The following is a 23507-nucleotide window of genomic DNA, read 5'->3' on the forward strand; positions in this document are numbered from 1 at the left end:
CGGCTCTTCGCTCCGGCGACCCTTCCTGCGGCGAGCGGCATCGTGCACCGAGCACCCGGAAGAGGCGCAGCGTCGGGCCGGGTCAACGCCTCCCGGCGGGAGCCACGTTGGCGCCCAGCAGTGCCGACAGCTGCGGGGAGTACGTGGCGTGCAGGACGAGTGCCGCACTGCCCACGACGGCCGCGTCCGTGCCGAGCCAGGACGCCTCCACGTCGACGACCCGCACATGACGGGAGAGCGGGCGGCTGGCCAGCGCGGCGGCGACGACCTCGACGTAGCGCTGCTCCACGTGCTGGATGCCGTGCCCTCCCAGGACGATCAGGTCCACGTCGATGAAGTTCACGATGTCGACCGCGACCGAGGCGACGTGCTGCGCGGTCTCGTCGATGACCGCCGCCGCGACCGGGTCACCGGCCGCCGCGGCCAGCCCGATGGCCGCGTGGTCGACACTCTCGGGGGCGTGGGCGAAGGCGCGCGCCAGGGCGCTGTCGGGGTGGGGCTCGGCGGCGAGTCTGCGGTGCACCTGCGCGACGATGGCCGTCGGGTTGACGAGGCGTTCCAGACAGCCGCGGTTGCCGCAGTAGCACTCGGGGCCCTCGGGCAGCACGGAGGAGTGCCCGAACTCGCCCGCGTTGAGCGAACCGCCCCTGTACACCTGGTGGTTGAGGATGAGGCCGCCGCCGACGCCGGTGCCGAAGAAGAAGTAGGCGAAGTCCGCCACGCCCCTGCCCGCACCGGACCAGCGCTCGCCGACCGCGGCGGCGGTGGCGTCGTTGTCGAGGGTCACCGGCAGGCCGGTCGCCTCGCTCAGCATGTGCTGCACCGGCACCCGCGTCCAGCGGGCGAGCTGCGGCGCGCCCACGATCGCGCCCTGTTCGAGGTCGATCGGCCCGGGCGTGGCCAGTCCCAGTCCGAGGATCTTGTCGCGGTCGACGCCCGTCTCGGCCAGGACGTCGGCGACGAGCTCCGCCATGGCCTTGACGACCTCGGCCGGATCGTCGCCGGGATGTGTGGGGCGCTTCTTGACGACCAGGGGGCGGCCGAGCAGGTCGACGACGGTGCAGCTGAGCTGGACGGGGTCGAAGTGCAGGCCGACCGCGCTGCCCGCGTCGGCGTTGATGCGCAAGGTGGTGCGGGGCTTGCCGCCGCTGGAGACCCTGCTCGCACCGTCCTCGCGCACGATGCCTTCGTCGAGCAGCCGGCGCACGATGCCCGACACCGTCTGCGGGGTGAGGCCCGTGTGCTCGGCGATCTCGACGCGGCTGATGCCGTCGGCGAGCTGGATCTGGTCCAGGACGACGGCCCGGTTGTATCGCCCGACCTTCGGAAGGTTCGTTCCTGCCTGCCGCACGCACGGTCCTCTCTCGTTACCCCTCGCCAATCTATCTCTCGCGGCCCATTGACTTAGTAAAACAAATGGATTTAGTGTCCGGTGCCGCAGACGAAATCTCGGACACGACGGCACAGGGCAGTGCCATCGGAGGCAAGTTGATGTCCATGCAATGCCGCAGGCCCCAAGGCCCGGGGACGCCTCCGCGCGTTCACGGCGGTCAGGAGCGCCGCTCATGACCCCCACCGCCCCGAACCTGCTGGAGATGCGGTCGATCACCAAGACCTTCCCCGGCGTCACCGCGCTCGCCGACGTCAGCCTCGCCGTACGGGAAGGTGAGATCCACGCGATCTGCGGCGAGAACGGCGCCGGCAAGTCCACGCTCATGAAGGTGCTCAGCGGGGTCCACCCGCACGGCAGCTACAGCGGCGACATCGTCTACCGGGGCGAGAAGGTCCGGTTCGACAGCATCCGGGCCAGCGAGCAGGCCGGCATCGTGATCATCCACCAGGAACTGGCCCTGGTGCCCGGCATGTCGATCACCGAGAACCTCTTCCTCGGCAACGAGCCACGCCGCCGCGGCTCGATCGACTGGAAGAGCGCCCGACGCCGGGCCCTGGAACTGATGGAGCAGGTCGGACTCCGCGAGGACCCCGACACCCTGATCAAGGACATCGGCGTCGGAAAGCAGCAACTCGTCGAGATAGCCAAGGCGTTCGCGAAGGACGTCAAGCTGCTCATCCTCGACGAGCCCACCGCGGCCCTCAACGAGGCCGACTCCCAGCATCTGCTGGACCTGCTGCGCGGCTTCCGCGAGCGGGGCATCACCTCGATCATGATCTCGCACAAGCTGAACGAGATCGAGGCGGTCGCCGACACCATCACGATCCTGCGCGACGGCCGCACCATCGAGAGCCTCGACGTCAAGGCCGACGGCGTCAACGAGGACCGCATCGTGCGGGGCATGGTCGGCCGCGAGCTCGACAGCCGCTTCCCCGACCGCACCCCCGACATCGGCGAGGTCTTCTTCGAGGTCCGCGACTGGACGGTGCGGCACCCGACCTCGGACGAACGGATGGTCTGCAAAGGCTCCTCCTTCCAGGTCCGCCGCGGCGAGATCGTGGGCTTCGCCGGACTCATGGGCGCGGGCCGCACCGAACTCGCCATGAGCCTGTTCGGCCGGTCCTACGGCACCTGGCTGTCCGGGCAGGTCTTCAAGGACGGCAAGGAGATCCGGCTCAAGACCGTGGCGGACGCCATCGGGCACGGACTGGCCTACGTCAGCGAGGACCGCAAGTCCATCGGCCTCAACCTCCTCGACGACGTCAAGACCTCGATGGTGGCCGCCAAGCTGTCCAAGATCGCCCGCCGACGCGTCATCGACCCGGTGCGGGAGCACCGCATCGCCGAGGAGTACCGCACCAACCTGCGGATCAAGACACCCAGCGTCGACGAGGGCGTCGTCAAGCTCTCCGGCGGCAACCAGCAGAAGGTCGTGCTGGCCAAGTGGATGTTCACCGACCCCGACCTGCTGATTCTCGACGAACCGACCCGAGGGATCGACGTAGGCGCCAAGTTCGAGATCTACGGGATCATCCAGCGGCTCGTCGCCCAGGGCAAGGGCGTCGTCGTCATCTCCTCGGAGTTGCCCGAGCTGATCGGCCTGTGCGACCGCATCTACACGGTGTTCGAGGGCGCCATCACCGGTGAGGTGACCCGCGCGGACGCGGACCCGGAAGTCCTGATGAAGCAGATGACCGCCAACAAGAAGAGCCCCACTCCATGAGCCGCATAACCGACCTGCAGAAGAACCTCTTCGGGGGTACGACCTCCAACGCCCGCCAGTTCGGCATGATCTCCACCCTGGTGGCCATCGTCGTACTGTTCCAGATCTGGACCGACGGCCTGACGTTGACCTCCGGCAACCTCATCGCCGTCGTCAGCCAGTACTCCTACATCCTGATCCTGGCCGTCGGGATGCTGATGGTGATCGTCGCCGGGCACATCGACCTGTCGGTCGGCTCCGTCGCGGCGCTCACCGGCATCGTCGTCGCCAAGGCCATGCAGGAGCACTCGCTCCCCTGGCCCCTCGGCATTCTGCTCGGCCTGCTCGTCGGCGCGGCGATCGGCGCCTGGCAGGGCTTCTGGGTCGCCTACATCGGGGTGCCGGCGTTCATCGTGACCCTCGCCGGAATGATGCTGTTCCGCGGCGCCAACCAGTACATCGGCAACGCCGACACCGTTCCGGTGCCCGAGGGCTTCCGCAAGATCGGCGCCGGCTTCCTGCCCGAGGTCGGACCGGACACCGGGTACAACAACCTCACCCTGCTGCTGGGCCTGGCTGCCTGCGCGGGCGTCGTCTGGCGCGAGTGGAAGGCACGACAGACCCGACGCGAGATGAACGCGGACCTCGCGCCGTTGTGGGTCACCGGCGTCCGTCTGGCCGTCATGATCGGCGTCGTCGTCTTCGCCACGCTGCGCTTCGCCGGCGGCCGCGTCGGCACCAGCCTGCCGATCTCCGGCATCATCCTGATCGCCCTGGTCCTGGCGTACTCGCACTACACGCGCAACACCATCGGCGGCCGCCACATCTACGCCGTCGGTGGCAACGCACGCGCCGCCGAGCTGTCCGGCGTGAAACTGAAGCGGGTCAACTTCGCCGTCATGATGAACATGTCGGTGCTGGCCGCTCTCGCCGGCATGATCTTCGTGGCCCGTTCCGCGGCCTCCGGCCCGCAGGACGGCCTGAGCTGGGAACTGGACGCCATCGCGGCCGTGTTCATCGGCGGGGCGGCGGTCTCCGGCGGCCTGGGCACCGTCAGCGGCTCGATCGTCGGCGGCCTGGTGATGGCCCTGCTCAACAACGGACTCCAACTGCAGGGCGTGGGCTCGGACATGGTCCAGATCATCAAGGGCCTGGTCCTGCTGCTCGCCGTCGCCTTCGACGTCTACAACAAGAGCCAGGGGCGCTTCTCCATCATCGGAACGCTGACACGCCCGTTCCGGCGCGAGGACCCGGCCGGCACGGCCGCACCGCCCGCCCCGACCTCCGACACGGACAAGACCAAGGTCGCGGGCTGACCGTACCGCCTGCTCGCCGAGCCAGGACCGGACGCACATGTCCCCGACCCGGCTCCACGAACCGTCCGCTCACCACCACCCCGGACGGCCGGACACCCGGTCCCCTGACCACCGGGTGTCCGGCTCCCCCAACCCGCACCACCCGGCACCGACACACAGTCCGGCGCTCGAACCGCACCACCTCAGCCGCGCTCGACGGCACACCGCACACCCGCAACCAGCACCCACGAAGGGCACCACTCCACCATGCGCAGAACCCTCATCAAAAGCATCACCGCCGTCGGCGCCGCCGCCCTCCTCACCCTGGCCACGGCCTGCTCCAACGAGCGCGAAGGCTCCTCCGGCAGTGACAACGCCGGCGGCAAGGGCTTCTCGAAGGGCTCCCTGATCGGCGTCGCCCTGCCCGCCAAGACCTCCGAGAACTGGGTGCTCGCCGGCGACCTGTTCACCAACGGGTTGAAGAACGCGGGCTTCAAGGCGGACGTCCAGTACGCGGGCGCCTCGACGACGGTCGCCGACCAGCAGGCGCAGATCTCCTCCATGGTCACCAAGGGCGCGAAGGTCATCGTCATCGGTGCCACCGACGCCTCGCAGCTGGCCACCCAGGTCAAGCAGGCCAAGGACGAGGGCGCCACCGTCATCGCCTACGACCGGCTCATCACCAACACCCCGGACGTCGACTACTACATCGCCTTCGACAACTTCAAGGTCGGCGAACTCCAGGGCCAGGCCCTGATCGACGGCATGAAGGCCAAGAAGCCGAAGGGCCCCTGGACGATCGAGCTGTTCTCCGGCTCGCCGGACGACAACAACTCCAAGGTCTTCTTCGAGGGCGCCATGAAGGTCCTCCAGCCTCTGATCGACAAGGGCGACATCGTTGTCGGGTCCGGTCAGAAGGACATCAAGCAGACCGCCACGCAGGGCTGGAAGGCGGAGAACGCCCAGCAGCGCATGGACTCCCTGCTGACCTCGGCGTACAGCGGCAAGAAGACGCTCGACGGCGTCCTGTCCCCCAACGACACCCTGGCCCGCGCGATCCTCACCTCGGTGAAGGGTGCCGGCAAGCCGGTCCCGGTCGTCACCGGTCAGGACTCCGAGGTCGAGTCGGTCAAGTCCATCATGGCCGGTGTGCAGTACTCGACGATCAACAAGGACACCCGCAAGCTCGTCGCGGAGACCGTCAACATGATCAAGTCGCTGCAGAAGGGCGACAAGCCAACCGTCAACGACACCAAGTCGTACAACAACGGTGACAAGGTCGTCCCGGCCTACCTCCTGCCGCCCGTGATCGTGACGAAGAAGAACGCGGCCGAGGCCTACGCCAACGACCCCAAGCTGGCCCCCCTCACCAAGTAGCACCGCCCGCCATCTTCGCCCGCCCCGTCAGGCTCTGCGGGGCGGGCGAAGACATGGGCATACGACCGAGAAGACCCGCCCACGCCCGCCGACGCCCACGCCCACGCCCACGCCCGGCAGGGCAACGTTGCTTGGCAGGCCGGAACCTGAACGCGTGGTCGGACACGATCGAGACCCGAGGCATCTCTGAAAGGATCGACGGTCACGACATCCTGGTCGTGCACGTCGACCAGCGGGGCCTCTTCAACGGGCAACGGCAGGAGGCCGAGGTCCTGGCCGACACCTTCGACGGAGCGCAGAACCGGCTCGTCGTCCATGGACTTCCAGAGTTCGGGGACGCGCACGGCGCCGACTGGTGACAGGTGCGGTCAGCCGCGTCATCGCTCGTCATAAAGCCGGCGACGTCGGCGATCGGCCCCGGAATACTGGTCGCCCATGGATGAGGTCGAAGTCGTCGTCGCCCATTCCGAGCGCGCGACGCTGCGCGTCGGTGACCTGTTCCTGAAGGTGGACGCCGATCAGGCGCGCATCGACGTCGAGATCGAGGCGATGGCCCTGGTGCCGGTCCCGACTCCGCAGGTCCTGTGGCACAAGCCCCACGTCCTCGCGATGGCCGCACTCCGGGGGACGACGCTCGGGCGCCTCGGCGGGCCGTCGATCGGGACGCCGGCGGCGTGGGCCGCGGCGGGCGCCGCCATCCGGAAGGTTCACGAAGCACCGCTGCCGCCCCGAACGGGCCGGGCCGGCCGGAGCCGCGTCGAACTGGCGGTGGAACTCGACGACGAGTGCGAGCGGCTCGTGACGAACGCCGTCCTGCCCGCCGACCTAGTCCACCGCAACCGCCAGGTCGCCGAGGCCGCGCTCCGGCCCTGGACTGCGGCCTTCACCCACGGCGACCTGCAGATCGATCACGTCTTCGTCGACGGCGACGAGGTCACCGGCATCATCGACTGGTCCGAGGCAGGCCAGGGCGATGCCCTGTACGACCTCGCCACCTTCACTCTCGGACACGAGGAGCATCTCGACGACGTCATCGCCGGCTACGGCACCGACATCGACCTCGACGTCATCCATGCCTGGTGGTCGCTGCGGAGCCTGCTGATCGTTCGCTGGCTGACCGAGCACGGCTTCGACCCCTTCGCACCGGGCTGCGAGGTCGACGTGCTGAGATCCCGGATGTGAGGCCGCGCGGACCTGATCGCACCCCTCCCTGGCATTGCTCGCGCGGGGTCAGAGCACTTCCGTCGTCCGGGCGTGGCCATGCTCGGCCAGACGTTCGGATGCTGCGACGAAGGCTTTCAAAAGGGCGCGGTCGTCCCCTCGGCGGGTGGCCATGAAGATCCGGCTCATGGTGGGAGGTCCGGCGAGTTCGAGCCTTCGTGCGCTGGCGGGCAGCAGGGTTGTGACGCTGTGGGGGGCGATACAGACACCGAGGCCGGCCGCGACGAGCGTGATGATGGTGTGCCAGTCGGAGCACTCCTGCGCGATCCGGACGTCGATGCCGGCGTTTCGTAGAGGCCGCGTGTTCGTGTCGAACGCCTGAGGTCCTGCCGAGCGCGGGAACAGAATCAGCGGATCTGCGGCCAGCTCCCTCACGTCCAGCCGGTCGCCCTTGGCCGCGGGGTGCTCAGCGGGGACGACCGCGACGAACCGTTCCGACGCCAAGAGGGAGAGGTCGATGTCGTCCCGCTCCTCGGCATCCCGGACGATGCCGACGTCGGCGGTGCCCCGTTCCAGGGCAGCGAGGACGTCGGTGGTGAAGCCGTCCCGCAGCTTGACCCGCACCTCGGGGCGGCGACGGGCGAATGCACGCAGATGCTCGCTGACGATCGCGGCGGCCGAGGTGATGAAAGCGACGTCCAGTCGGCCGGCCTCGCCGCGGCCGACGCGCGCGGCCTCGTCGAGGTCGGCCGCCAGACGGTCCAGAAGGACGCGGGCTCTTGGTTGGAAAGTCGCTCCCGCCTCGGTCAGTTGGACGCTTCGAGAGGTTCGTAGGAACAGTTCGACGCCGACGATTTTCTCCAGCTGCCTGATCTGCTGGGACAGGGCGGGCTGGGCGATGTGGAGTCGCTGGGCGGCGCGGCCGAAGTGCAGTTCTTCTGCCAGGGCCAGAAAGTACCGCAGATGACGGAGTTCGATGCGGCGATCCATAGCTCAATCTTATGGATAGGCGTCGGTGTCTGTATTGGACATATGGGTGAGCGGGATCGGAGGCTACAGGCAGCCACGCCGGGAAGGAAACCTTTCTCATGCCGCATTCCTCCGCCTCGACCAGCGTCACTTCGATCGCCTCGCAGAGTGACGCCGACGCCTTCTACGCGCTCAACGAGGAGTGGATTTCCCGGTTGTTCACCCTGGAGGAGGCGGACCGGGCCGTTCTCAGCGACCCGTTCGGCCGCATCGTGGCTGCGGGCGGCGACGTGCTCGTGGCGCGCGTGGCCGGCAGCGGGACCGTACTCGGCTGCATCGCCCTACTGGCGCATGCGGACGCCGTCTTCGAGCTGGCGAAGATGGCCGTGGCCCCCGCAGCGCAAGGACGCGGCATCGGCCGCCGACTCGTCGCCGCAGCCGTCGAACGCGCCCACACTCTCGGGGCGAGGCGTCTGTTCCTCGGCACGAACTCGAAACTCGCGCCCGCTCTTCACCTCTACGAGGATGCGGGGTTCGTCAGAATCCCCCGCGACCGCCTCCCCGTGGCCGACTACTACGCCCGCGCCGACATCCTCATGGAACTGGCATGAGCCACCGGTGGGCCCCCGGGCTCAATGGCGCGCATCCTGCGACTCCTCCCAGCGCTGGTGCGCCGAGAGAACGTTCGTCCAGAGTTGTTCACGCCTCTCCGCGACCATGGTGTGCAACCTGAGGCCGAACAGGTCAGCGAGCAGGTCGAACCACTCCGAGCGGCGAGTGACCGGCTCATGCCTGCGCGCACCGTCACCGATCCGGCTCAGCACCAGGCCACGAATGACGTCCGCTCCGCTGGCATCGCGGCGTTCCGCCATCGGGACCTGGACGAACCCCGACTCCGGCGACGTGGACAACCACCGGTGCTGCGCCTCGAACTCGGCCGGGTGCGCGAGAGCCATGGTCCAGGTCATTCCGGTGAAGCCGCCGGCCGGGTCGTGGGTCAGGTGCCACTGCGCCCCGTCGGGGCTCTGCTCCAGACCGAGTACGAAGGGCGCCTGCTCGTGCCTGCCCTCGGTCAACGGCAGCGGATCGTGCAGAGCATCGCCCAGCCCGTTGTCGACGTACCAGACACCGCCCGGATTCGTGTCGCTCGGCAATTGCTCGACCGTCAGCACGAGGTGATTCCCCATCACCTCGGCGTGGGGGCCCTCCGGGCCGTGCACTCCCCCGACGTGGCCGCGTACGACATAACCGAGCGATGTGAGCAACAGGCCCAGTGCCCCGTTCATGTGATAGCAGTAGCCTCCTCGGCCGCGCAGAGCGATCCGCGCCGCGGAGTCGTACGGGTCGATGTTCCAGGCTTCACCGGCCTGGATCCACAGAGTCTCGTACGGAACGCGTTCAGCGTGACGCCGTACCAACAGCCGCATGGCCTCCACGGACGGTGGCGCCGGTTCGACGTCGAGACGCGCGAGGTAGGCGCGCCGCACATCCGGGTCCAAGGGGCTGACCGAGTCGAACATGTCCCCATTATTCTGAATGACCCGAATGCGGTAAACACCCCTGACGTCAGATAGGCCCAGCGACGGGTCGGCACGGTGGCCGCGCCCCTCGGTCCGGCTCCGGACTGCCGACTCCGGCCGGCCGAAGACGGCGCGCCTGCCACGGCGGCTCAGCCCCGCGTCAGGCTGCGGCGGCGAGCCGGGTCCGCAGGTTGTGGAACTGCCGGGTCTGCATGATGAAGTGGGCAGGTTCGCCCATGAGCAGGTCGAACGGCCGCATGAGCAGCCGTGGACGGCTCTGTCCGCGGGTGCGGACCACCAGGCGGGTCATGCCGTCGGCGGTCGGCCGCAAATGGAAGCTCCAGACACCGCCCATGCGCGCGGCTGGACGAGCCTCCCAGTCCGGGTCGAAGGAGTGGCCGGAAGGCAGGCCGAGATCGGAGCGCAGCACGAGGGTCCGGTTCGGCTCCAGGCGGGCCACCGTGAACCACGCCTGGCCGTCGCGCGTCGCCGGCAGTCGCTGCCCTTCCTGCAGGGTCTGCCACTGGGGTGCGATGTGACTGGCGCTGGGTTCTCCGAAGTGGTCCAGCAGGTCCCAGCTGTACCAGCCGGCGCGGTCTCCACCCATCTGCACCAGCCAGGGCCAGACCTTCTCGGGTGGCGCCGGCAGGGTGGTGGCCATGGTCGAGGCGCCGTCGGCTTCGGGAACGAGTTCGTCGCCGGGGTAAGCGCAGACGGCCTCGTCAGGGGTTGCGCCCCAGGTCAGCAAGCGCGGCCTGAACCGCAGTGCGTAGAGCGCCAGGGCGGCGGAGGCCACCGTGAAGGTGAGCAGACGGCTTTGCGATCGCCGTCGGCATGACTGCTGCTCGTTCATCGTGTCCTCCCTGGTCAAGATGGGTGCGCCAGGTCGTGGAGACGCGCGGCAGGAGACTGGAGTCCGGTACGCGGGGCTCGAGGGATCGCGCACCTACGGCCCCCGCGGGGTGCGGGCACCGGCACGGCGGTCGTCGATGCGGCTGGCCGTGTGCCTGTCCGCACCGGCGGCCGGTGCCCCGTGCGGCGCCTTTCGCCGTGGGCCCTGTCGCTTCATCCCTGCATACCGGGCGGGGAACGGCTGACGCGAGGGGCCGGTCGGCCCTGCTCCGGGTCCCAGTGTCCCGCGAATTCTTTTGCTCCGTGGCCTCCACGGACTGGTCCGAGGACGGGACGATGTTCACGCATCGCGTTCGCGCGGAGGACGCGGTCCGGCAGCGGAAACGCCGGGCCGGAACGACGCGATGCTGATGAGGTACATCTGATCCGCCACGTTCACCGCTGTCACCGTTCGAGCAACAGCCAGGTGCGGCGGGGCACGGCGGCTCACACGCCCGGAGCGACAACCCAGTCCCGGCCTTCTTGGCGTGGCTGAGAGGCGGGACCTGCGTGCCGGTCCCCATAATTCCCGCTTCGGAGGGAGTGCGGACACGCACATCCGTTTCTAGGCTCTGGCTGGGACGTGCTGGTCACTGCGATTCATTGCGGACTGCGACCTCCCCACTCGTCGGCATGGCGCTCGCCGCAGTCGGTTCTGCGGGATTTCGACGGCCGGCCTCCTCTGGAGCCGACTCACATATAGCCAGGTCCGGTATTGGCGACGAACCGTCTCAGGGATCGTTCCCATAGCTCCAGAAGGTGCCGCAAATCATCGGCCACCTTGTCGAGTTCTGGTTCGTCCAATGACGCGGTCCGTGTCCGGTGAACCGTCCCATCAGTGCCCAGCACGTAGGACAAGCCGCCGCCGTTCGAGCCGATGACCAGCCCATCGCTCTTGTGGTCCGCGCCCAAGTCGACAAGGCCATACTCCTGGAGCCGCAGCAGGACGCCACTTGCGGGGTACAGGAAGTAGCCGCTGTCGACGTCCGCCCAGGTGATGTCGCCGACGCTGTCGTACAAGGTGACCAGGTCTGCCGGCATGACGCTCACTTTGGCAAGCGCGCGAGCCGCCGCTTGATCGTCACAGTCGGCCAGTCGGACCTGGTTGATGCCGGGGGGAAAGCCGTGACGCGACGCGAACTCGCCTGTCATCGCCCTGAGGATCCCGGAGACTGTGCCTGCCCAGGCCGCCAGCCACGCGCGGGAAAGTCGATGGTCACTCACGAGGCGCATCATGACATGAGCCACCGGCAGCCGCACCGACGCGGCCTGGTCTGCTGAGCGGCTCGGCGAGCAAACCACGGCCACCCTGAAGCAAGGTGCCTGCTGCGGAAGTCCCGATGGGGTACGGCCCGCAGGACCGACGCCATGTCGACCGCCTGGTCTTTCACCTCGCCATGTCGGGCTCAACTCGGCCTTCAGCGTTGACCAGCGCCATCAGTTCGGCCTCAGTTGTCCCGGTTGGCAGACGCACGTCGAAGGTATAACCCGCGTCGCAGAACATTAGGTCGAGGTGCACGGGTGTCAGCTTGCGGAAGGCGATCGCCAACCAGATCCCTTCGTCCTCCCAGACGTCCATGTACAGACAGGTACCGTCCTTGTGCAAGTAGGCCTCACCTCGGCCGTTGTCCGTATCGAACTCCCAGACAAGACTGCGGACTTCACTGCGATCTGATGGATCGATCTCGGCGTCGGCCCACCGATTGCGGATCACCTCGGTCAGCGCATCCCGATCGACGTGCCATCCGCCCGCATCTCCCTCGACCATCACCAAGAACGTCATGGCCATGGCCTATCAGATGCCTACGACACAGCGCTGATCGCGATCGTTGCCAAGAGAGCCGGCTAGCTGCCCGACGCCCCGCAAGCGCTTCGCCAAGTGCGGCGAGATGGTCGCCCGCCGCTCGTGCGGGGTAACAGTCACACTGGTCAAGTCGCCGCCCCGCACCCGTACAGGCGGGCGGTGAGTCGATTCACCCCAAAGCCAGGCTCAGAAGGGCTCCAGGGTCGACCGGCCCGACGTCTTCGTCTGGAACAACGAGGACGACAGCCGCACCTGGGTGGCACCGAGTCTGGCCGAGTACCTCGAGTGGCGGCTGACAGGGCAGATCGAGCTGTGAGCCCCCGGCTCGCCCCGGACGCCGGCTCGCAGAGTGACGATGTTCAAGCCTCGCTCTCGCCACGGTGGCCGTAGGGCATCCCGGACATGGCGATCGCGACCGGCGGCCGCCGCCTTAAGCGTGGTTTAAACGCGTATTAAACGTTCTTCGATCTCACCCGCTTCCTCAAGTAAACCCAGGTCAGCGACATTTGAGGCTTTGCGTTCCGGTTGGCAGGGCCAGTGATCGTGCGTATGGTCGTGGCTCACCGGCGGCACCCCGGTGCGCAGCGAGAGAGCGCTCTCAGCCTCCCCCAAGCGCTCCCCTGCCCGTGCACCCCGACGGGCCGCCCGCCGCCCGCCGCCCAACTTCCCCACAGACGAGGTGTGTTCCCGCATGGCAGCTCATCGCGCTCGCCGCTGGTCGTACGGAGGGCTGGTGTTGCTGATCACCACCGCCCTCGCGTGCGCCGTCCTCTTCAGCACCACCGGTCCGGCCACCAACCGCGCGAACGCCGCCGCGGCGCAGACATGGTCCGAGGACTTCAACGGCGCCGCGGGCAGCGCGCCCGACTCCTCGAAGTGGACCCTGGAGACGGGCGGCGGCGGCAACGGCAACCACGAGTTGCAGTACTACACGAACAGCACCGGCAACGCCGCTCTCGACGGCAACGGCAACCTGGTCATCACCGCCCGCAAGAACAGCGACCCGGGCCTTCAATGCTGGTACGGCACCTGCCAGTACACGTCGGCGCGGCTGAACACGGCGAAGACCTTCACTCAGAAGTACGGCCACTTCGAGTCCCGCATCAAGGTGCCGCGGGGCCAAGGCGTCTGGCCGGCGTTCTGGATGCTGGGCGACGACCTCGGCAGCGCCGGCTGGCCGGACAGCGGTGAGATCGACATCATGGAGAACGTCGGCAGCGAGCCCGGCACCGTCCACGGCACGATCCACGGCCCCGGGTACTCCGGCTCGGGCGGCATCGGCGCCGCGTACACCCTGCCGAACCGCAAGTCCTTCGCCGACGACTTCCATGTCTTCGCCGTCGACTGGAGCCCGTCCGCGATCAAATGGTCCGTGGACGGCCAGGTCTACGAGACCCGTACCCCCGCCGACGTGGACGGCAACAAGTGGGTCTACGACCATCCGTTCTTCGTCATCCTGAACTTCGCCGTCGGCGGTGACTGGCCCGGCAGCCCCGACGCCACCACCTCGTTCCCACAGACGATGACCGTCGACTACGTGCACGTCACCACCTCGGACTCCGGCAGCAGCGGTACCGGCACCACCACGGGCACCGGCGCGATCAAGGGCATCGGCGACATGTGCGTGGACGTCGCGGGCGCCGGCACCGCCGACGGCACTCCCGTCCAGCTGCACGACTGCACCGGCAACGACGCCCAGAAGTGGACCCTGGGCGGCGACGGCACCGTACGGGCCCTCGGCAAGTGCCTTGACGTCAAGGCCGCTTCGCACGACGACGGCGCGGTCGTACAGCTCTACACCTGCAACGGTACGGCGGCCCAGCAGTGGACCTACACCGCCGCTCGCGACCTGACCAACACCGGTGCCGACAGGTGCCTCGACGCCAAGGGCAACTCCTCCGCCGACGGCACCCCCTTGCAGATCTGGACATGCACCGGCGCCGCGAACCAGAAGTGGACCCTCAGCTGAGCCTCCCCGGCTCGCGGCCGGCCACCCGCGTTTTCTCCCCGTTCCCCCGAGCACCCCGGCTTCGCAGGCCGGGACCCAAGGAGTCCTCATGACACCCCGTCATCAGCGCAACCTGACCCGTCGCAAGATGCTGTTCGCCCTCGGCGGCGCGGCCGTCGCCGTCCCGGCGATCGCCACCATCGCCCCGTATGCCCTGGCAAGCCAGGACGGCACCGCCGCGAGCGACTCGCTCCCGGTGACCGTCGTCAACAACAGCGGTTCGTTCGCCAACACCTCCGTGCACCTCTACGTCGTCGGCAACCTGGACGGCAAGCAGGTGCGGCTCACCCCGGACGGAACCGTCGCCCCCATCTCCCTGTCGGACAACGGCGCCGACGGCTTCACCGACTACGCCATCCCCCTGTCCGGCAGCGGCGACACGAAGCTGTCCCTGCCCTACATGTCGGGCCGCATCTACGTCTCGCTCGGCGAGAAACTCAAGTTCAAGGCCGTCACCGACGGCAACGGCAACGCGGCGCTCCAGTACCCGGCCGGGTGGGTCGCCTCGGACCCCAACTACGGCATCCTGCACGACTGCGCCGAGTTCACGTACAACGCGGCCGGGATGTTCTGCAACACCACCATGGTGGACATGTTCAGCGTGCCCATGAGCATCCGGCTCACCGGTGACAAGGACCAGACGACGGGTGCCCTGCGCGACGGCGGGCGCGCCGCCGCCTTCGCCGCCGTCAAGCAGGTCGAGGAGTTCGCGCGGCTCGTCGTGGGCGACACGCGCATCATCGCTCCCGGTCACGGTCTGGACGCGGGCCTGTTCGCCGCGGACTACTTCGCCCCGTACATCGACGAGGTGTGGAGCACGTACACCGGCAAGGACCTCAAGGTCACCACCGACGCCGGCACGTTCACCGGACGCGTGCGCGGTGAGCGCCTCGCCTTCGACGGGCCGGCCTCGGTCTCCTTCGCCAAGCCCTCGACCCGCGACGTCCTCTTCTGCGACGGCAAACTCGCCGCGCCCAACGACGGCACCACCGGCCCCGTCGCCGCCGTCCTGGGGGCGGGCTTCAACCGCTCGACGCTGCTCACCGACACCGCCCAGCCCGCCACCGACCCCGCCGCCTTCTACCAGGGCGAGCTGACCAACCACTACGCGAAGGCGATCCACGCGGCGACCAAGGACGGCAAGGCCTACGGCTTCGCGTTCGACGATGTCGCGGACTTCGCCTCGTACATCCAGGACACCCGGCCGACCGGCGTCGCACTCACACTGTCAGCGTTCTGAGGGCGCCCCGCACCTCCGCATCCAAGCGAGGCGTGCCGCACGGCCCAGGGAACAGGCGCGATGATCCCCCAGGCTTCCTGGGCTTGTGCGGCGCCGAACACGTCAGTATGCCGCAGGGGCTACGTTGCGCTGCTCCGCCTCGTAGCCGCACGACGAGGAGCGTCGGTGTTCCAGTCGAGACGCAGGACGGCGAGGTCGTCGGTGTGCCTGCTGGCGTTGAGGGTGCGGGTGCGGGCGATGAGATCGTCCAGCTGAGTGCCGGGGTCGGATGTGGGGAGTGTGTCGATGATACGGAGAAGTCCCTCCACACCCAGCCGTGTGGTCGTGTCACCCGCGTAGCCTTCGATGAGACCGTCGGTGTAGGCGAGGAGCGCGCCACGCGGCGGGAGGGCGAGCGTGGTGGCGGGCCACTTGCCCAGCCCGGGTGCGATGCCCAGCGCGACTCCGTGTGCGGCGGTGACCTCGCCGGTCCCGTCGGGGGTGATGAGGAGCGGTTCGTGGTGGCCGGCCAGGTGCAGGGTGAGGCTGGCCTCGTTCGGGTCGAGCGTGATGAGGGTGCAGGTGGTGAACAGGTCGCTGCCGGCGCGCTCGGCGATGTGGATCTGCTCCAGCAGGTGGAGCAGCTGCTGGTTGCGGTGGCCGCCGAGGGTCAGTGCGCGCCAGGCTATGCGCAGGCACACGCCGAGTGCCGCGGCGTCGGGTCCGTGGCCGCTGACGTCTCCGATGACGGCGTGGACCTGTCCGTCGTCGGTCTGGACGACATCGAGGAAATCGCCTCCCAGCAGGGCCTGTGCCCGTCCGGGGTAGTAGCGGCTGGAGGCGGTGACGGTCGCGGACGACAGGAGGGGCTCCGGCAGCAGGCCCCGTTCGAGACGTGCGTTCTCCTCGGCGCGCAAGCGGCCGATCTGCAGGGCGGCGTTGGCGCGTTCGGCCTGCTTTCGCTGAATGGCGTAGCGCATGGCGCGCTGCATCAGGTCCGGTTCGACCTTGCCCTTGATCAGGTAGTCCTGGGCGCCGGCCGCGAGGGCGTCGACTCCGGCACGGGGTTCGTCCAGTCCGGTCAGGACGATGATGGCGGCGTGGGTGTCCTTCTGGATCGCCTTGACCGTCTCCACCCCGGACGCGTCCGGCAGGTGCAGGTCGAGCAGAACGCAGTCGACGGCACGTGCGGCCAGCACGCGACGCGCGTCGGCGGCCGTACGGCAGCGGGTGAGGTTGTGCGGCAGATCGGTGTCGTAGAGGAGTTCCTCGACGAGGAGGGCGTCGCCGTCGTCGTCCTCCACCAGCAGCAGGTCGTACGACCCGTCGTGGCCTGCGAGGGGGGCGGTCACGACTGTCTCCTGTCTGCGTCCCCCGTCGAAGCCGTTGCGGCCGCCCCGGCGATTGCGACCGTCTCGGAGGTGGCAGCGGTCTCGGCGGCCGCAGTGGTCTCGGCCGTCATGGCGGGAAGGCTGACGACGACGCGGGTGCCCTGCCTGTACTCGGGGTCGATCTTGATCGTGCCGCCGTGGAACTCCACGACCTTCTTGCACATGGCCAGGCCGATACCGGTTCCGGGGTAGGCGTCCTTGGTGTGCAGCCGCTGGAAGAGGACGAAGATCTTCTCCTGGAACTCCGGCGCGATGCCGATGCCGTTGTCGGTGACCGCGAACTCCCAGAGGCCGTCGTCGGAGGTGGCGCTGATGTGGATGCGGGGCGGCCGGTCGGGGCTGCGGAACTTGATGGCGTTGGACAGCAGGTTCTGCCAGAGCATGCCCATCTGCGTCGGGTCTCCGACGACGGTGGGCAGGGTCTCGTGGGTGATCTCGGCGCCGCTCTCCTCGACGGCCACGCTCAACGTGTCCAGAGTCCGGCCGAGGACCGCTTCGAGATCCACCGTCTGATGGTCGTTGTGGACGCGGCCGACCCGGGAGAAGGCCAGCAGGTCGTTGATGAGGGTCTGCATGCGGTTGGCGCCGTCGACGGCGAAGGCGATGTACTGATCGGCCCTCGCATCCAGCTGCCCTCCGTAGCGGCGTTGGAGGAGCTGGGTGAAGCTGGACACCTTGCGCAGCGGTTCCTGCAGGTCGTGTGAGGCGACGTAGGCGAACTGCTCGAGCTCCGTGTTGGAGCGCTTCAGGTCCTCCGCCTGCTCGTCCAGCAGCGTGCGGGCGGCCTCGCTGAACCGCAACTCTTCCAGCATGCGCAGGCGCATGGCCTCCAGGTCGGAGGCGAGCCGGCGCAGGTCGGCGGGGCCGGCGCCCGTGAGGGATCGGTCGAAACGCCCTTGCGAGACGTCGCGGGCGGCTGCGCTGAGCCGGCTCAGCGGCCCGGTGATGCCACGCCGCAGGCCCTCGAAGACGAGGACGGCGACCATGACGATGACAGCGGCGATGATGGCGAACATCCAGTTGCGCAGGGTTTCCGCGCGTCGCAGGTCGCGGGTCGCCGCCGTCCGTTCGTCCTGCAGGTGGGTCTGCTGGTCGGCCATCGCCCGACGCAGCGCGTCGAACGTGGTCTTGCCCTCGCCAGTACGTGCCGTGGAGATCTGAGCTGCCCGGGCGGGGGACGCAGCGGAAACCGGGCGGGCTATTCGGTCCTGCCAGGTGCTGATACGCCTCTCCACCTCGGCCATGTCGCCGAGGGCTCGTTCATCGCCGCGGAGCAGGGGCCGCAGCCGCTTGATGGCCGCCTTCTGGTCGGACACACCCTCCGCGTAAGGGGCCAGGAAGTCCTGCCGTCCGGACATGCCGTAGCCGCGAATGCCGGTCTCCTGGTTGACCAGGGCTTCTTCCAAGCGGATGGACTCGATCAGAGCGGGTGAGCGCCGGTCCGTCAGCAAAGCCGTGGTCTGTGAGGTGCGCCACACGGCCCAGCCGCCGAGGGATCCCAGCACCGTCAGGACGGCCAGCGTGCTTGCCACGCCCAGCCGCAGCCAGCGCCGCGTGGTCCACGCGGAAAACGCGCCCTCATGATGCGACGGCTTACTCGTCATCGCGGTCCACAACTCTCCCTCGGCCGGCCATCCGGGTCGCGCCGTGATGCGCGGCCAGCACACTTTACCCGTGGCACCGACAACGTGTGTTGTCGCATCCGAGATCGACGTCTTAGGGTGATCCCATGCCCCGTCCGCCTTTCGCCACTCATCCGCCGAACGAGGACATGGCCACGCTGCTGACTCAATTGGTGGAGGAGCTCACCCGAAAGCTGATGCAGGAAAGCCCTGGCGCCTCGGTGGAACCCGCCGCCGAGGCGGCCGAAGACCTGCGGCGACACGCTCTGCTGCGGCTGCAGATCCTCGCAGGCGTCAAACTCGCCGCACGTCGTCTGGAGGACCAGGCCGCCCACGCCGCGGCCGCCAGCGGAGCCGGCTATCCCGAGATCGGCCGTGCCCTGAGCATGAGCCGTCAAGGAGCCCGGCGTCGCTGGCCCGGCCTGATCACCAACAGCACCGCCCACCCAGCCCCCCGTCCCACACCCTGGAGTTCGTGACTCATGGCCGCTGCCGCCGCAACCCGCCCCTACGACGTGCTGCTGGTCGAGGACGATCTCGCCGACGCGATGCTGATACAGGACGCCCTCGCCGAACGCGGCACCCGCAACCTCACGCAGGTTTCCGACGGCGTCGAGGCCCTCGAGTACCTGCGCGACCCGAACAACGAGCGCCCCGACCTCATCGTGCTCGACCTCAACATGCCCCGCATGAACGGCCGTGAATTCCTCGCCGTGGTCAAGGAGGACGCCGACCTGCGGACCATCCCCGTCGTCGTGCTGACCACCTCCGCGGCCCCCGACGACGTCACCGGCGCCTACCATCACCACGCCAACGCCTACGTCACCAAGCCGGTGAACCTGGAGGACTTCGAGGCGGCCGTCCGCAGCATCGACGCCTTCTACCTCGACATCGCCGTCAAGCCGCCCAAGGAGTAGGCACGTTGTGTACGGCCGGGGCGTTCCGTCCCGGCCTGCCGAACGCTCGGCGACGCCCCGCTCAGAGCAGCGGCAGACGGTCCGCCTCCGTCGGAGACCGTCGCTCCTCCAACCAGAAGACGTAGGCCCGCAGGTGCGCAGCGAGCTCGCCGTCGAGGTAGGCGGCGTAGTGCTCGGCGGCCGAGGCCACCCCTTGCCCCGCCTTCGCGTCGTCGGCCTCCCAGTCGGCTCGCCGGCTCACCAGATACTCCTTGACCCGCCCACGGTCGCGCCACCACTCCCGGACCGCTGCCGGCGTCCAGTGGGTGTCGCCGTCACAGCCGTAACCCGAGAACGTCTCGGCCTGCGCCGCGTCGACCAGCCGCCGAAGCTCGTCCGTCGTCCGGGGCTGCCGGTAGACGTACTCCGTGAAGTGGTCCGCTTCGTAGAGCACGAGCCCTGGGGCATGGAGTCGGCCCGTGCCGCAGTTGTCGGTCTCGGCCCCGTAGAACGGCCCGGGCACGTTGAGCCACTTCCGATCCGGCCATCGCCCCAGGAACGCTTCACGCGCCTCGCCGAGCAGAGGTACCGGATCGAAGTAGGGCTCCACGGCAGAAGGCTAGCCCGATGCCGCGCGGCTCACCGGCACTCCCCCGGTCACACGGCGTGCGAGCGCACCCTCTGTGACATCCCTGAGCAAGTCAACGCTCCATGGCGGGCAGGTGGACCAGACCCGTGTCGTTCATGATGCGGTCGACGGTGTCATTCAGGGAGCCGTCGGCGCCGATGACGGTCTCCAGGCCACCAGGCAGCAGATCCTACGACCGGTAGCAGTCGCGCAGTTGCGCCGCGTCGACATCGCCGGCGATCGGCTCGGTCGCGTGCCGGGCAGCGGACAGCGCGAGTTCTCTCGTGGATCACGTCCGTGAGGTCCCGGTTCATCGCGGGCGGTGTCACAGCAGCAGGGGCAGTGCCGTGAATGCCGCTCCGCTCGCGCCGAGCGCCGCCAGCAGGGAGCCGGGCCAGTTGCCCGATCCGGCGTAGGTGAGCAGGCCCGCCAGGAGGCCCGCCACTACCGAGGCCAGCAGGATCAGGGCCCAGCGCAGTGACAATCGCTCCGGCGGGGGCGTGGGCGAGGTCGGTTCGGGCATGCGGCTCTCCTGCGGCTGCGTCAGGACGGGATGGGGCAGCCCGGTGCCGGCTGCCGCGCGCCCGCACCGGCCCGGTGGCGTCGCCTCGGACGCGCACTCCCGGCCGGCGCTCCGGCGCCACCGAAGCAACTCGAATGTCGACCACGGTACGCATGTGAGCAGTATCAGAAAAGGCTTCTGATGTGTTATCACGTCGCCAACAGGTCGCTCGGGAGCAGTCGTTGCCGCATATGCGCTCCGCCGTGCGCCCCCGAGAGCTCCCCGCACTCCTTCCATCCCTCGCTGGAGCGGTGACCAGAGGAGTGCTGTGACCTAGCATCAACGCCATGACTGGTCCCGAACCGGACCTGCCCGCAGGGTCCGAGGACGCGTTGCGGGGTTCTACGGCGAAGTTGGTCGGCCGGCTGGGGTGTCAGATCGTGGAGGGCGGCAAGCCCCGCGACCAGCACCTGACGGTGGACGCCGTGATGCACGAGTTCGGGGTCACCCGACCCATGGCCCGCGAGGCGCTGCAGGCGCTGCACCAAAAGGGCCTGGTCAATCTGCAGGCCCGGATCGGCGCCACCGTACAGCCATTGGAACGCTGGGACCTGCTGGACGCCGACGTCATCTCCTGGCGGCTGGAAGTGGCGCCCTCCAGCCAGATGCGCTCGCTCACCGAGCTGCGCGAGGTGATCGAGCCCCGCGCCGCCAGACTGGCTGCCGTCAGCCGCTCCGCGGAGATCTGCCACGACCTGACCAGCCACGCCCGCACCCTGCTCGCGCTCAGCGAGGACCCGGACTTCGCGCGTCGGCGGGAGGGCGCCGCGGTCCGCCAGCGGTTCCGGGACGTCGACGCGGCCTTCCACCGCAGCCTTCTCGCCGGCTCGCGCAACGAGCTCTTCCTGCGCCTGGCGCACCCGGTCGTGATGGCCCTCAACCACCGTATCGACCGGTGGTCCTACGGGGACGAGGAGCCAAGGCTGGCCCCCGTACCGGCCGCCGTCGGTGCCGGTGCCGACACCGTCCAGAACTATCCGGTACGGCCGCAGCCGATCGCCATGTGGTTCCACATGGGACTGGCCTACGCCGTCGACCAGGGGCTGGCGACGGCCGCAGAGGCCTTCGCGGAGGCCATCATGGCCGAGATCCGGCGCGGGCGACTGCACGACCCCGTCGTCCTCGCCCGACTGCGCGCCGGGCTGCGCCAGTTCGACGTGGACGGGCTGCCCGCCGCCTACCGTTCGGGCTTCCGAAAAGCCATGGCCGCCGTCATCCACGCCGGGCACGTCCCCGTCGTCGTCATGGGGGTCAGCGGATGCGGCAAGACCACCGTCGGCGGCTACCTGGCGGACTCGCTGCGCGTTCCGTTCGAGGAGGGCGACCTGTTCCATCCCCCGCGCAACCGTGAGTCGTTGACCAAGGGCAACCCCCTCGACGACCGCAGCCGCAGCCCGTGGCTGGCCGCCATCGCCGACCGCATGCGGGCCGCCGCCCCGGAGGAGGGGCTGGTGATCACCTGCTCCGCCCTCAGACGCATCTACCGCGAACTGCTGCGCGTCGCCCGCCCCGACGTGTTCTTCGTCCACCTCGCGCTCGACGAGGACCAGGCCAGAGCCCGAGTGGCGGGCAGGGAGGACCACTTCATGCCCGCCTCCCTGGTGTCCACGCAATTCGCCGACCTCGAACCGCTGGAGGAGGACGAGGCGGGCATGACGCTCGACGCGACCCTGCCTCCCGAGCGGATCGTCGCCGAGGTCCAGACCGAACTGGCCCGGCGCATCCGCGCCCACTGACGCCCGACTCCCAGCCCCGCTGGGCGTGTTGCCGGACCACCGACCGACCGACCGAACACTGGGGGAACCGCCATGCGCATCAAGTCCGCCGAAGTGATCGTCACCAGCCCCGGACGCAGCTTCGTCACCCTGCGTCTGACCACCGAGGACGGCCTCGTCGGCCTGGGCGACGCCACGCTCAACGGCCGCGAACTGGCCGTCAGGTCCTACCTGCAGGACCATGTCCTGCCGCTGATCGCCGACGGCGACGCCTCCCGCATCGAGGACACCTGGCAGTACCTGTACCGCGGCGCGTACTGGCGGCGCGGTCCCGTCACCATGGCGGCCATCTCGGCCGTCGACACGGCGCTGTGGGACATCAAGGCCAAGGCCGCCGGCATGCCCCTCTACCAGCTCCTCGGCGGCGCGTCCCGCACCGGAGCGCTCGCCTACGGCCACGCCTCCGGCCGTGACGTGCCCGAACTCCTCGACTCCGTCCGCGCACACCTGGAGGCGGGCTTCCGCGCCATCCGCATCCAGACCGGCATACCCGGCCTGGACTCCGTGTACGGCGTCGCCACCTCCAGCGCCGGCGGCGGCGAGCGCTACGACTACGAACCCGCACGCCGCGCCACCGCCGGCAGCGAACGGCCGCTTCCCGCAGTGGAGACCTGGGACACCCGCGCCTACCTGAGGCACCTCCCCACCGTCTTCGAGGCCGTACGCGCCGAGTTCGGCCCCGAACTGCCCCTGCTCCACGACGGGCACCACCGGATGACGCCGATCGAGGCCGCACGGCTGGGCAAGGCACTGGAGCCCTACGACCTGTTCTGGCTGGAGGACGCCACACCGGGCGAGGACCAGGCGGCGCTGCGCCTGATCCGGCAGCACACGACGACACCGCTGGCCATCGGCGAGGTCTTCAACTCGGTCTACGACTACACCACGTTGCTGCACGAGCGGCTGATCGACTACGTGCGCTCCGCGGTCACCCACGCCGGCGGCGTCACCGGGATGAAGAAGCTGCTCGACCTCGCGGGTGTCTACGGCATCAAGTCCGGGATGCACGGCCCCACCGACATCTCACCCGTGGGCATGGCCGCCGCACTCCATCTCGACCTCGCCGTGCACAACTTCGGCATCCAGGAATACATGCAGCACTCCGACCGGACGCTGGAGGTCTTCCGCACCTCGTACTGGTTCAAGGACGGGCTGCTGCACCCCTCCGACACCCCCGGCCTCGGTGTCGACCTCGACACCGAGGCAGCGGCCCGGTTCCCCTACCAGCCGGCATACCTGCCGGTGAACAGGCTGCGCGACGGAACCGTCCACGATTGGTAGCGCGGGCATTCCG

At 68.8% G+C, this 23507-nt stretch carries 22 protein-coding genes; 12 read left to right on the plus strand and 10 right to left on the minus strand.

Features of this window, described 5'->3' with window-relative positions; genetic code table 11:
- Positions 1-82: 82 nt before the first annotated feature.
- A complete protein-coding gene (locus LN251_RS29415; RefSeq protein ID WP_458247207.1) occupies positions 83-1351 on the minus strand; it encodes an ROK family transcriptional regulator in 1269 nt (422 codons plus the stop codon).
- Positions 1352-1565: 214 nt separating this feature from the next.
- On the opposite strand from LN251_RS29415, the gene mmsA reads away from it, so the two are divergent.
- From mmsA to LN251_RS29440, 5 genes are all read left to right on the plus strand, one after another.
- Entirely contained in the window at positions 1566-3116 is a 1551-nt protein-coding gene (gene mmsA / locus LN251_RS29420) for a multiple monosaccharide ABC transporter ATP-binding protein (RefSeq protein ID WP_458247208.1), read from the plus strand.
- A complete protein-coding gene (mmsB, locus tag LN251_RS29425) occupies positions 3113-4411 on the plus strand; it encodes a multiple monosaccharide ABC transporter permease (RefSeq protein WP_458247209.1) in 1299 nt (432 codons plus the stop codon). Before mmsA ends, mmsB begins: the two co-directional genes overlap by 4 nt.
- 246 nt (positions 4412-4657) lie before the next feature.
- Positions 4658-5767: a substrate-binding domain-containing protein gene (locus LN251_RS29430; RefSeq protein WP_458247210.1), complete on the plus strand. Its 1110-nt coding sequence runs from the start codon at positions 4658-4660 to the stop codon at positions 5765-5767.
- 131 nt (positions 5768-5898) lie between these two features.
- Entirely contained in the window at positions 5899-6126 is a 228-nt protein-coding gene (locus LN251_RS29435) for a hypothetical protein (RefSeq protein ID WP_458247211.1), read from the plus strand.
- 76 nt (positions 6127-6202) lie between these two features.
- Positions 6203-6949 carry a phosphotransferase family protein gene (locus LN251_RS29440; RefSeq protein ID WP_458247212.1) on the plus strand — a complete coding sequence of 249 codons (747 nt, stop codon included), beginning with the start codon at positions 6203-6205 and terminating at the stop codon, positions 6947-6949.
- 48 nt (positions 6950-6997) lie between these two features.
- Here LN251_RS29440 and LN251_RS29445 read toward each other — a convergent pair whose 3' ends face one another.
- Complete coding sequence (locus LN251_RS29445; protein ID WP_458247213.1) at positions 6998-7918, minus strand: LysR family transcriptional regulator; 921 nt, start codon at positions 7916-7918, stop codon at positions 6998-7000.
- A gap of 98 nt (positions 7919-8016) precedes the next feature.
- Between LN251_RS29445 and LN251_RS29450 the strand changes: the two genes are divergently transcribed.
- Positions 8017-8508, plus strand: coding sequence for a GNAT family N-acetyltransferase (locus LN251_RS29450; protein ID WP_458247214.1), 492 nt, complete (start codon positions 8017-8019; stop codon positions 8506-8508).
- 21 nt (positions 8509-8529) lie between these two features.
- Here the strand turns inward: LN251_RS29450 and LN251_RS29455 are convergent, their stop codons facing one another.
- From LN251_RS29455 to LN251_RS29470, 4 genes are all read right to left on the minus strand, one after another.
- A complete protein-coding gene (locus LN251_RS29455; RefSeq protein WP_458247215.1) occupies positions 8530-9417 on the minus strand; it encodes an arylamine N-acetyltransferase family protein in 888 nt (295 codons plus the stop codon).
- Between the two features lie 160 nt (positions 9418-9577).
- On the minus strand, positions 9578-10270 hold the full coding sequence (locus LN251_RS29460; protein ID WP_458247216.1) for a hypothetical protein: 693 nt from the start codon (positions 10268-10270) through the stop codon (positions 9578-9580).
- Between the two features lie 731 nt (positions 10271-11001).
- Entirely contained in the window at positions 11002-11460 is a 459-nt protein-coding gene (locus LN251_RS29465; RefSeq protein ID WP_458247217.1) for an SMI1/KNR4 family protein, read from the minus strand.
- A gap of 235 nt (positions 11461-11695) precedes the next feature.
- On the minus strand, positions 11696-12091 hold the full coding sequence (locus LN251_RS29470) for a hypothetical protein (protein ID WP_458247218.1): 396 nt from the start codon (positions 12089-12091) through the stop codon (positions 11696-11698).
- A gap of 712 nt (positions 12092-12803) precedes the next feature.
- Here LN251_RS29470 and LN251_RS29475 point away from each other — a divergent pair.
- The gene (locus LN251_RS29475) at positions 12804-14081 is read left to right on the plus strand and encodes a family 16 glycosylhydrolase (RefSeq protein WP_458247219.1); all 1278 of its coding nucleotides are present in this window, start codon (positions 12804-12806) and stop codon (positions 14079-14081) included.
- Between the two features lie 88 nt (positions 14082-14169).
- Positions 14170-15360, plus strand: coding sequence for a beta-1,3-glucanase family protein (locus LN251_RS29480; RefSeq protein WP_458247220.1), 1191 nt, complete (start codon positions 14170-14172; stop codon positions 15358-15360).
- A 119-nt stretch (positions 15361-15479) separates the two neighbouring features.
- On the opposite strand, the gene LN251_RS29485 is transcribed toward LN251_RS29480, so the two are convergent.
- Complete coding sequence (locus LN251_RS29485; RefSeq protein WP_458247221.1) at positions 15480-16691, minus strand: PP2C family protein-serine/threonine phosphatase; 1212 nt, start codon at positions 16689-16691, stop codon at positions 15480-15482.
- Positions 16688-18334, minus strand: a complete 1647-nt coding sequence (locus LN251_RS29490) for a sensor histidine kinase (protein WP_458247222.1) — start codon at positions 18332-18334, stop codon at positions 16688-16690. Before LN251_RS29490 ends, LN251_RS29485 begins: the two co-directional genes overlap by 4 nt.
- 125 nt (positions 18335-18459) lie before the next feature.
- Between LN251_RS29490 and LN251_RS29495 the strand changes: the two genes are divergently transcribed.
- Positions 18460-18831 carry a hypothetical protein gene (locus LN251_RS29495; protein WP_458247223.1) on the plus strand — a complete coding sequence of 124 codons (372 nt, stop codon included), beginning with the start codon at positions 18460-18462 and terminating at the stop codon, positions 18829-18831.
- Between the two features lie 3 nt (positions 18832-18834).
- Positions 18835-19269: a response regulator gene (locus tag LN251_RS29500; RefSeq protein ID WP_383669012.1), complete on the plus strand. Its 435-nt coding sequence runs from the start codon at positions 18835-18837 to the stop codon at positions 19267-19269.
- A 61-nt stretch (positions 19270-19330) separates the two neighbouring features.
- Here LN251_RS29500 and LN251_RS29505 read toward each other — a convergent pair whose 3' ends face one another.
- Both LN251_RS29505 and LN251_RS29510 read right to left on the minus strand, forming a co-directional pair.
- Positions 19331-19858 carry a ferredoxin gene (locus tag LN251_RS29505; protein WP_458247224.1) on the minus strand — a complete coding sequence of 176 codons (528 nt, stop codon included), beginning with the start codon at positions 19856-19858 and terminating at the stop codon, positions 19331-19333.
- 343 nt (positions 19859-20201) lie between these two features.
- On the minus strand, positions 20202-20399 hold the full coding sequence (locus LN251_RS29510) for a hypothetical protein (protein ID WP_458247225.1): 198 nt from the start codon (positions 20397-20399) through the stop codon (positions 20202-20204).
- A gap of 326 nt (positions 20400-20725) precedes the next feature.
- On the opposite strand from LN251_RS29510, the gene LN251_RS29515 reads away from it, so the two are divergent.
- Both LN251_RS29515 and manD read left to right on the plus strand, forming a co-directional pair.
- Positions 20726-22174 carry a gluconokinase, GntK/IdnK-type gene (locus tag LN251_RS29515; RefSeq protein ID WP_458247226.1) on the plus strand — a complete coding sequence of 483 codons (1449 nt, stop codon included), beginning with the start codon at positions 20726-20728 and terminating at the stop codon, positions 22172-22174.
- A gap of 72 nt (positions 22175-22246) precedes the next feature.
- Complete coding sequence (gene manD, locus LN251_RS29520) at positions 22247-23494, plus strand: D-mannonate dehydratase ManD (protein ID WP_458247227.1); 1248 nt, start codon at positions 22247-22249, stop codon at positions 23492-23494.
- The last annotated feature ends 13 nt before the right edge of the window (positions 23495-23507 follow it).

The sequence above is a fragment of the Streptomyces sp. MAI_2237 genome (genome assembly GCF_054189285.1).

Excerpts from the sequence above, each read along its gene's own strand:
- mmsA (WP_458247208.1), top strand. The coding sequence starts at position 1,566 with ATGACCCCCACCGCCCCGAACCTGCTGGAGATGCGGTCGATCACCAAG.
- mmsB (WP_458247209.1), top strand. The coding sequence starts at position 3,113 with ATGAGCCGCATAACCGACCTGCAGAAGAACCTCTTCGGGGGTACGACC.
- LN251_RS29430 (WP_458247210.1), top strand. The coding sequence starts at position 4,658 with ATGCGCAGAACCCTCATCAAAAGCATCACCGCCGTCGGCGCCGCCGCC.
- LN251_RS29440 (WP_458247212.1), top strand. The coding sequence starts at position 6,203 with ATGGATGAGGTCGAAGTCGTCGTCGCCCATTCCGAGCGCGCGACGCTG.
- LN251_RS29445 (WP_458247213.1), bottom strand. The coding sequence starts at position 7,918 with ATGGATCGCCGCATCGAACTCCGTCATCTGCGGTACTTTCTGGCCCTG.
- LN251_RS29450 (WP_458247214.1), top strand. The coding sequence starts at position 8,017 with ATGCCGCATTCCTCCGCCTCGACCAGCGTCACTTCGATCGCCTCGCAG.
- LN251_RS29455 (WP_458247215.1), bottom strand. The coding sequence starts at position 9,417 with ATGTTCGACTCGGTCAGCCCCTTGGACCCGGATGTGCGGCGCGCCTAC.
- LN251_RS29460 (WP_458247216.1), bottom strand. The coding sequence starts at position 10,270 with ATGAACGAGCAGCAGTCATGCCGACGGCGATCGCAAAGCCGTCTGCTC.
- LN251_RS29465 (WP_458247217.1), bottom strand. The coding sequence starts at position 11,460 with ATGACAGGCGAGTTCGCGTCGCGTCACGGCTTTCCCCCCGGCATCAAC.
- LN251_RS29470 (WP_458247218.1), bottom strand. The coding sequence starts at position 12,091 with ATGACGTTCTTGGTGATGGTCGAGGGAGATGCGGGCGGATGGCACGTC.
- LN251_RS29475 (WP_458247219.1), top strand. The coding sequence starts at position 12,804 with ATGGCAGCTCATCGCGCTCGCCGCTGGTCGTACGGAGGGCTGGTGTTG.
- LN251_RS29480 (WP_458247220.1), top strand. The coding sequence starts at position 14,170 with ATGACACCCCGTCATCAGCGCAACCTGACCCGTCGCAAGATGCTGTTC.
- LN251_RS29490 (WP_458247222.1), bottom strand. The coding sequence starts at position 18,334 with ATGACGAGTAAGCCGTCGCATCATGAGGGCGCGTTTTCCGCGTGGACC.
- LN251_RS29495 (WP_458247223.1), top strand. The coding sequence starts at position 18,460 with ATGCCCCGTCCGCCTTTCGCCACTCATCCGCCGAACGAGGACATGGCC.
- LN251_RS29500 (WP_383669012.1), top strand. The coding sequence starts at position 18,835 with ATGGCCGCTGCCGCCGCAACCCGCCCCTACGACGTGCTGCTGGTCGAG.
- LN251_RS29510 (WP_458247225.1), bottom strand. The coding sequence starts at position 20,399 with ATGCCCGAACCGACCTCGCCCACGCCCCCGCCGGAGCGATTGTCACTG.
- LN251_RS29515 (WP_458247226.1), top strand. The coding sequence starts at position 20,726 with ATGACTGGTCCCGAACCGGACCTGCCCGCAGGGTCCGAGGACGCGTTG.
- manD (WP_458247227.1), top strand. The coding sequence starts at position 22,247 with ATGCGCATCAAGTCCGCCGAAGTGATCGTCACCAGCCCCGGACGCAGC.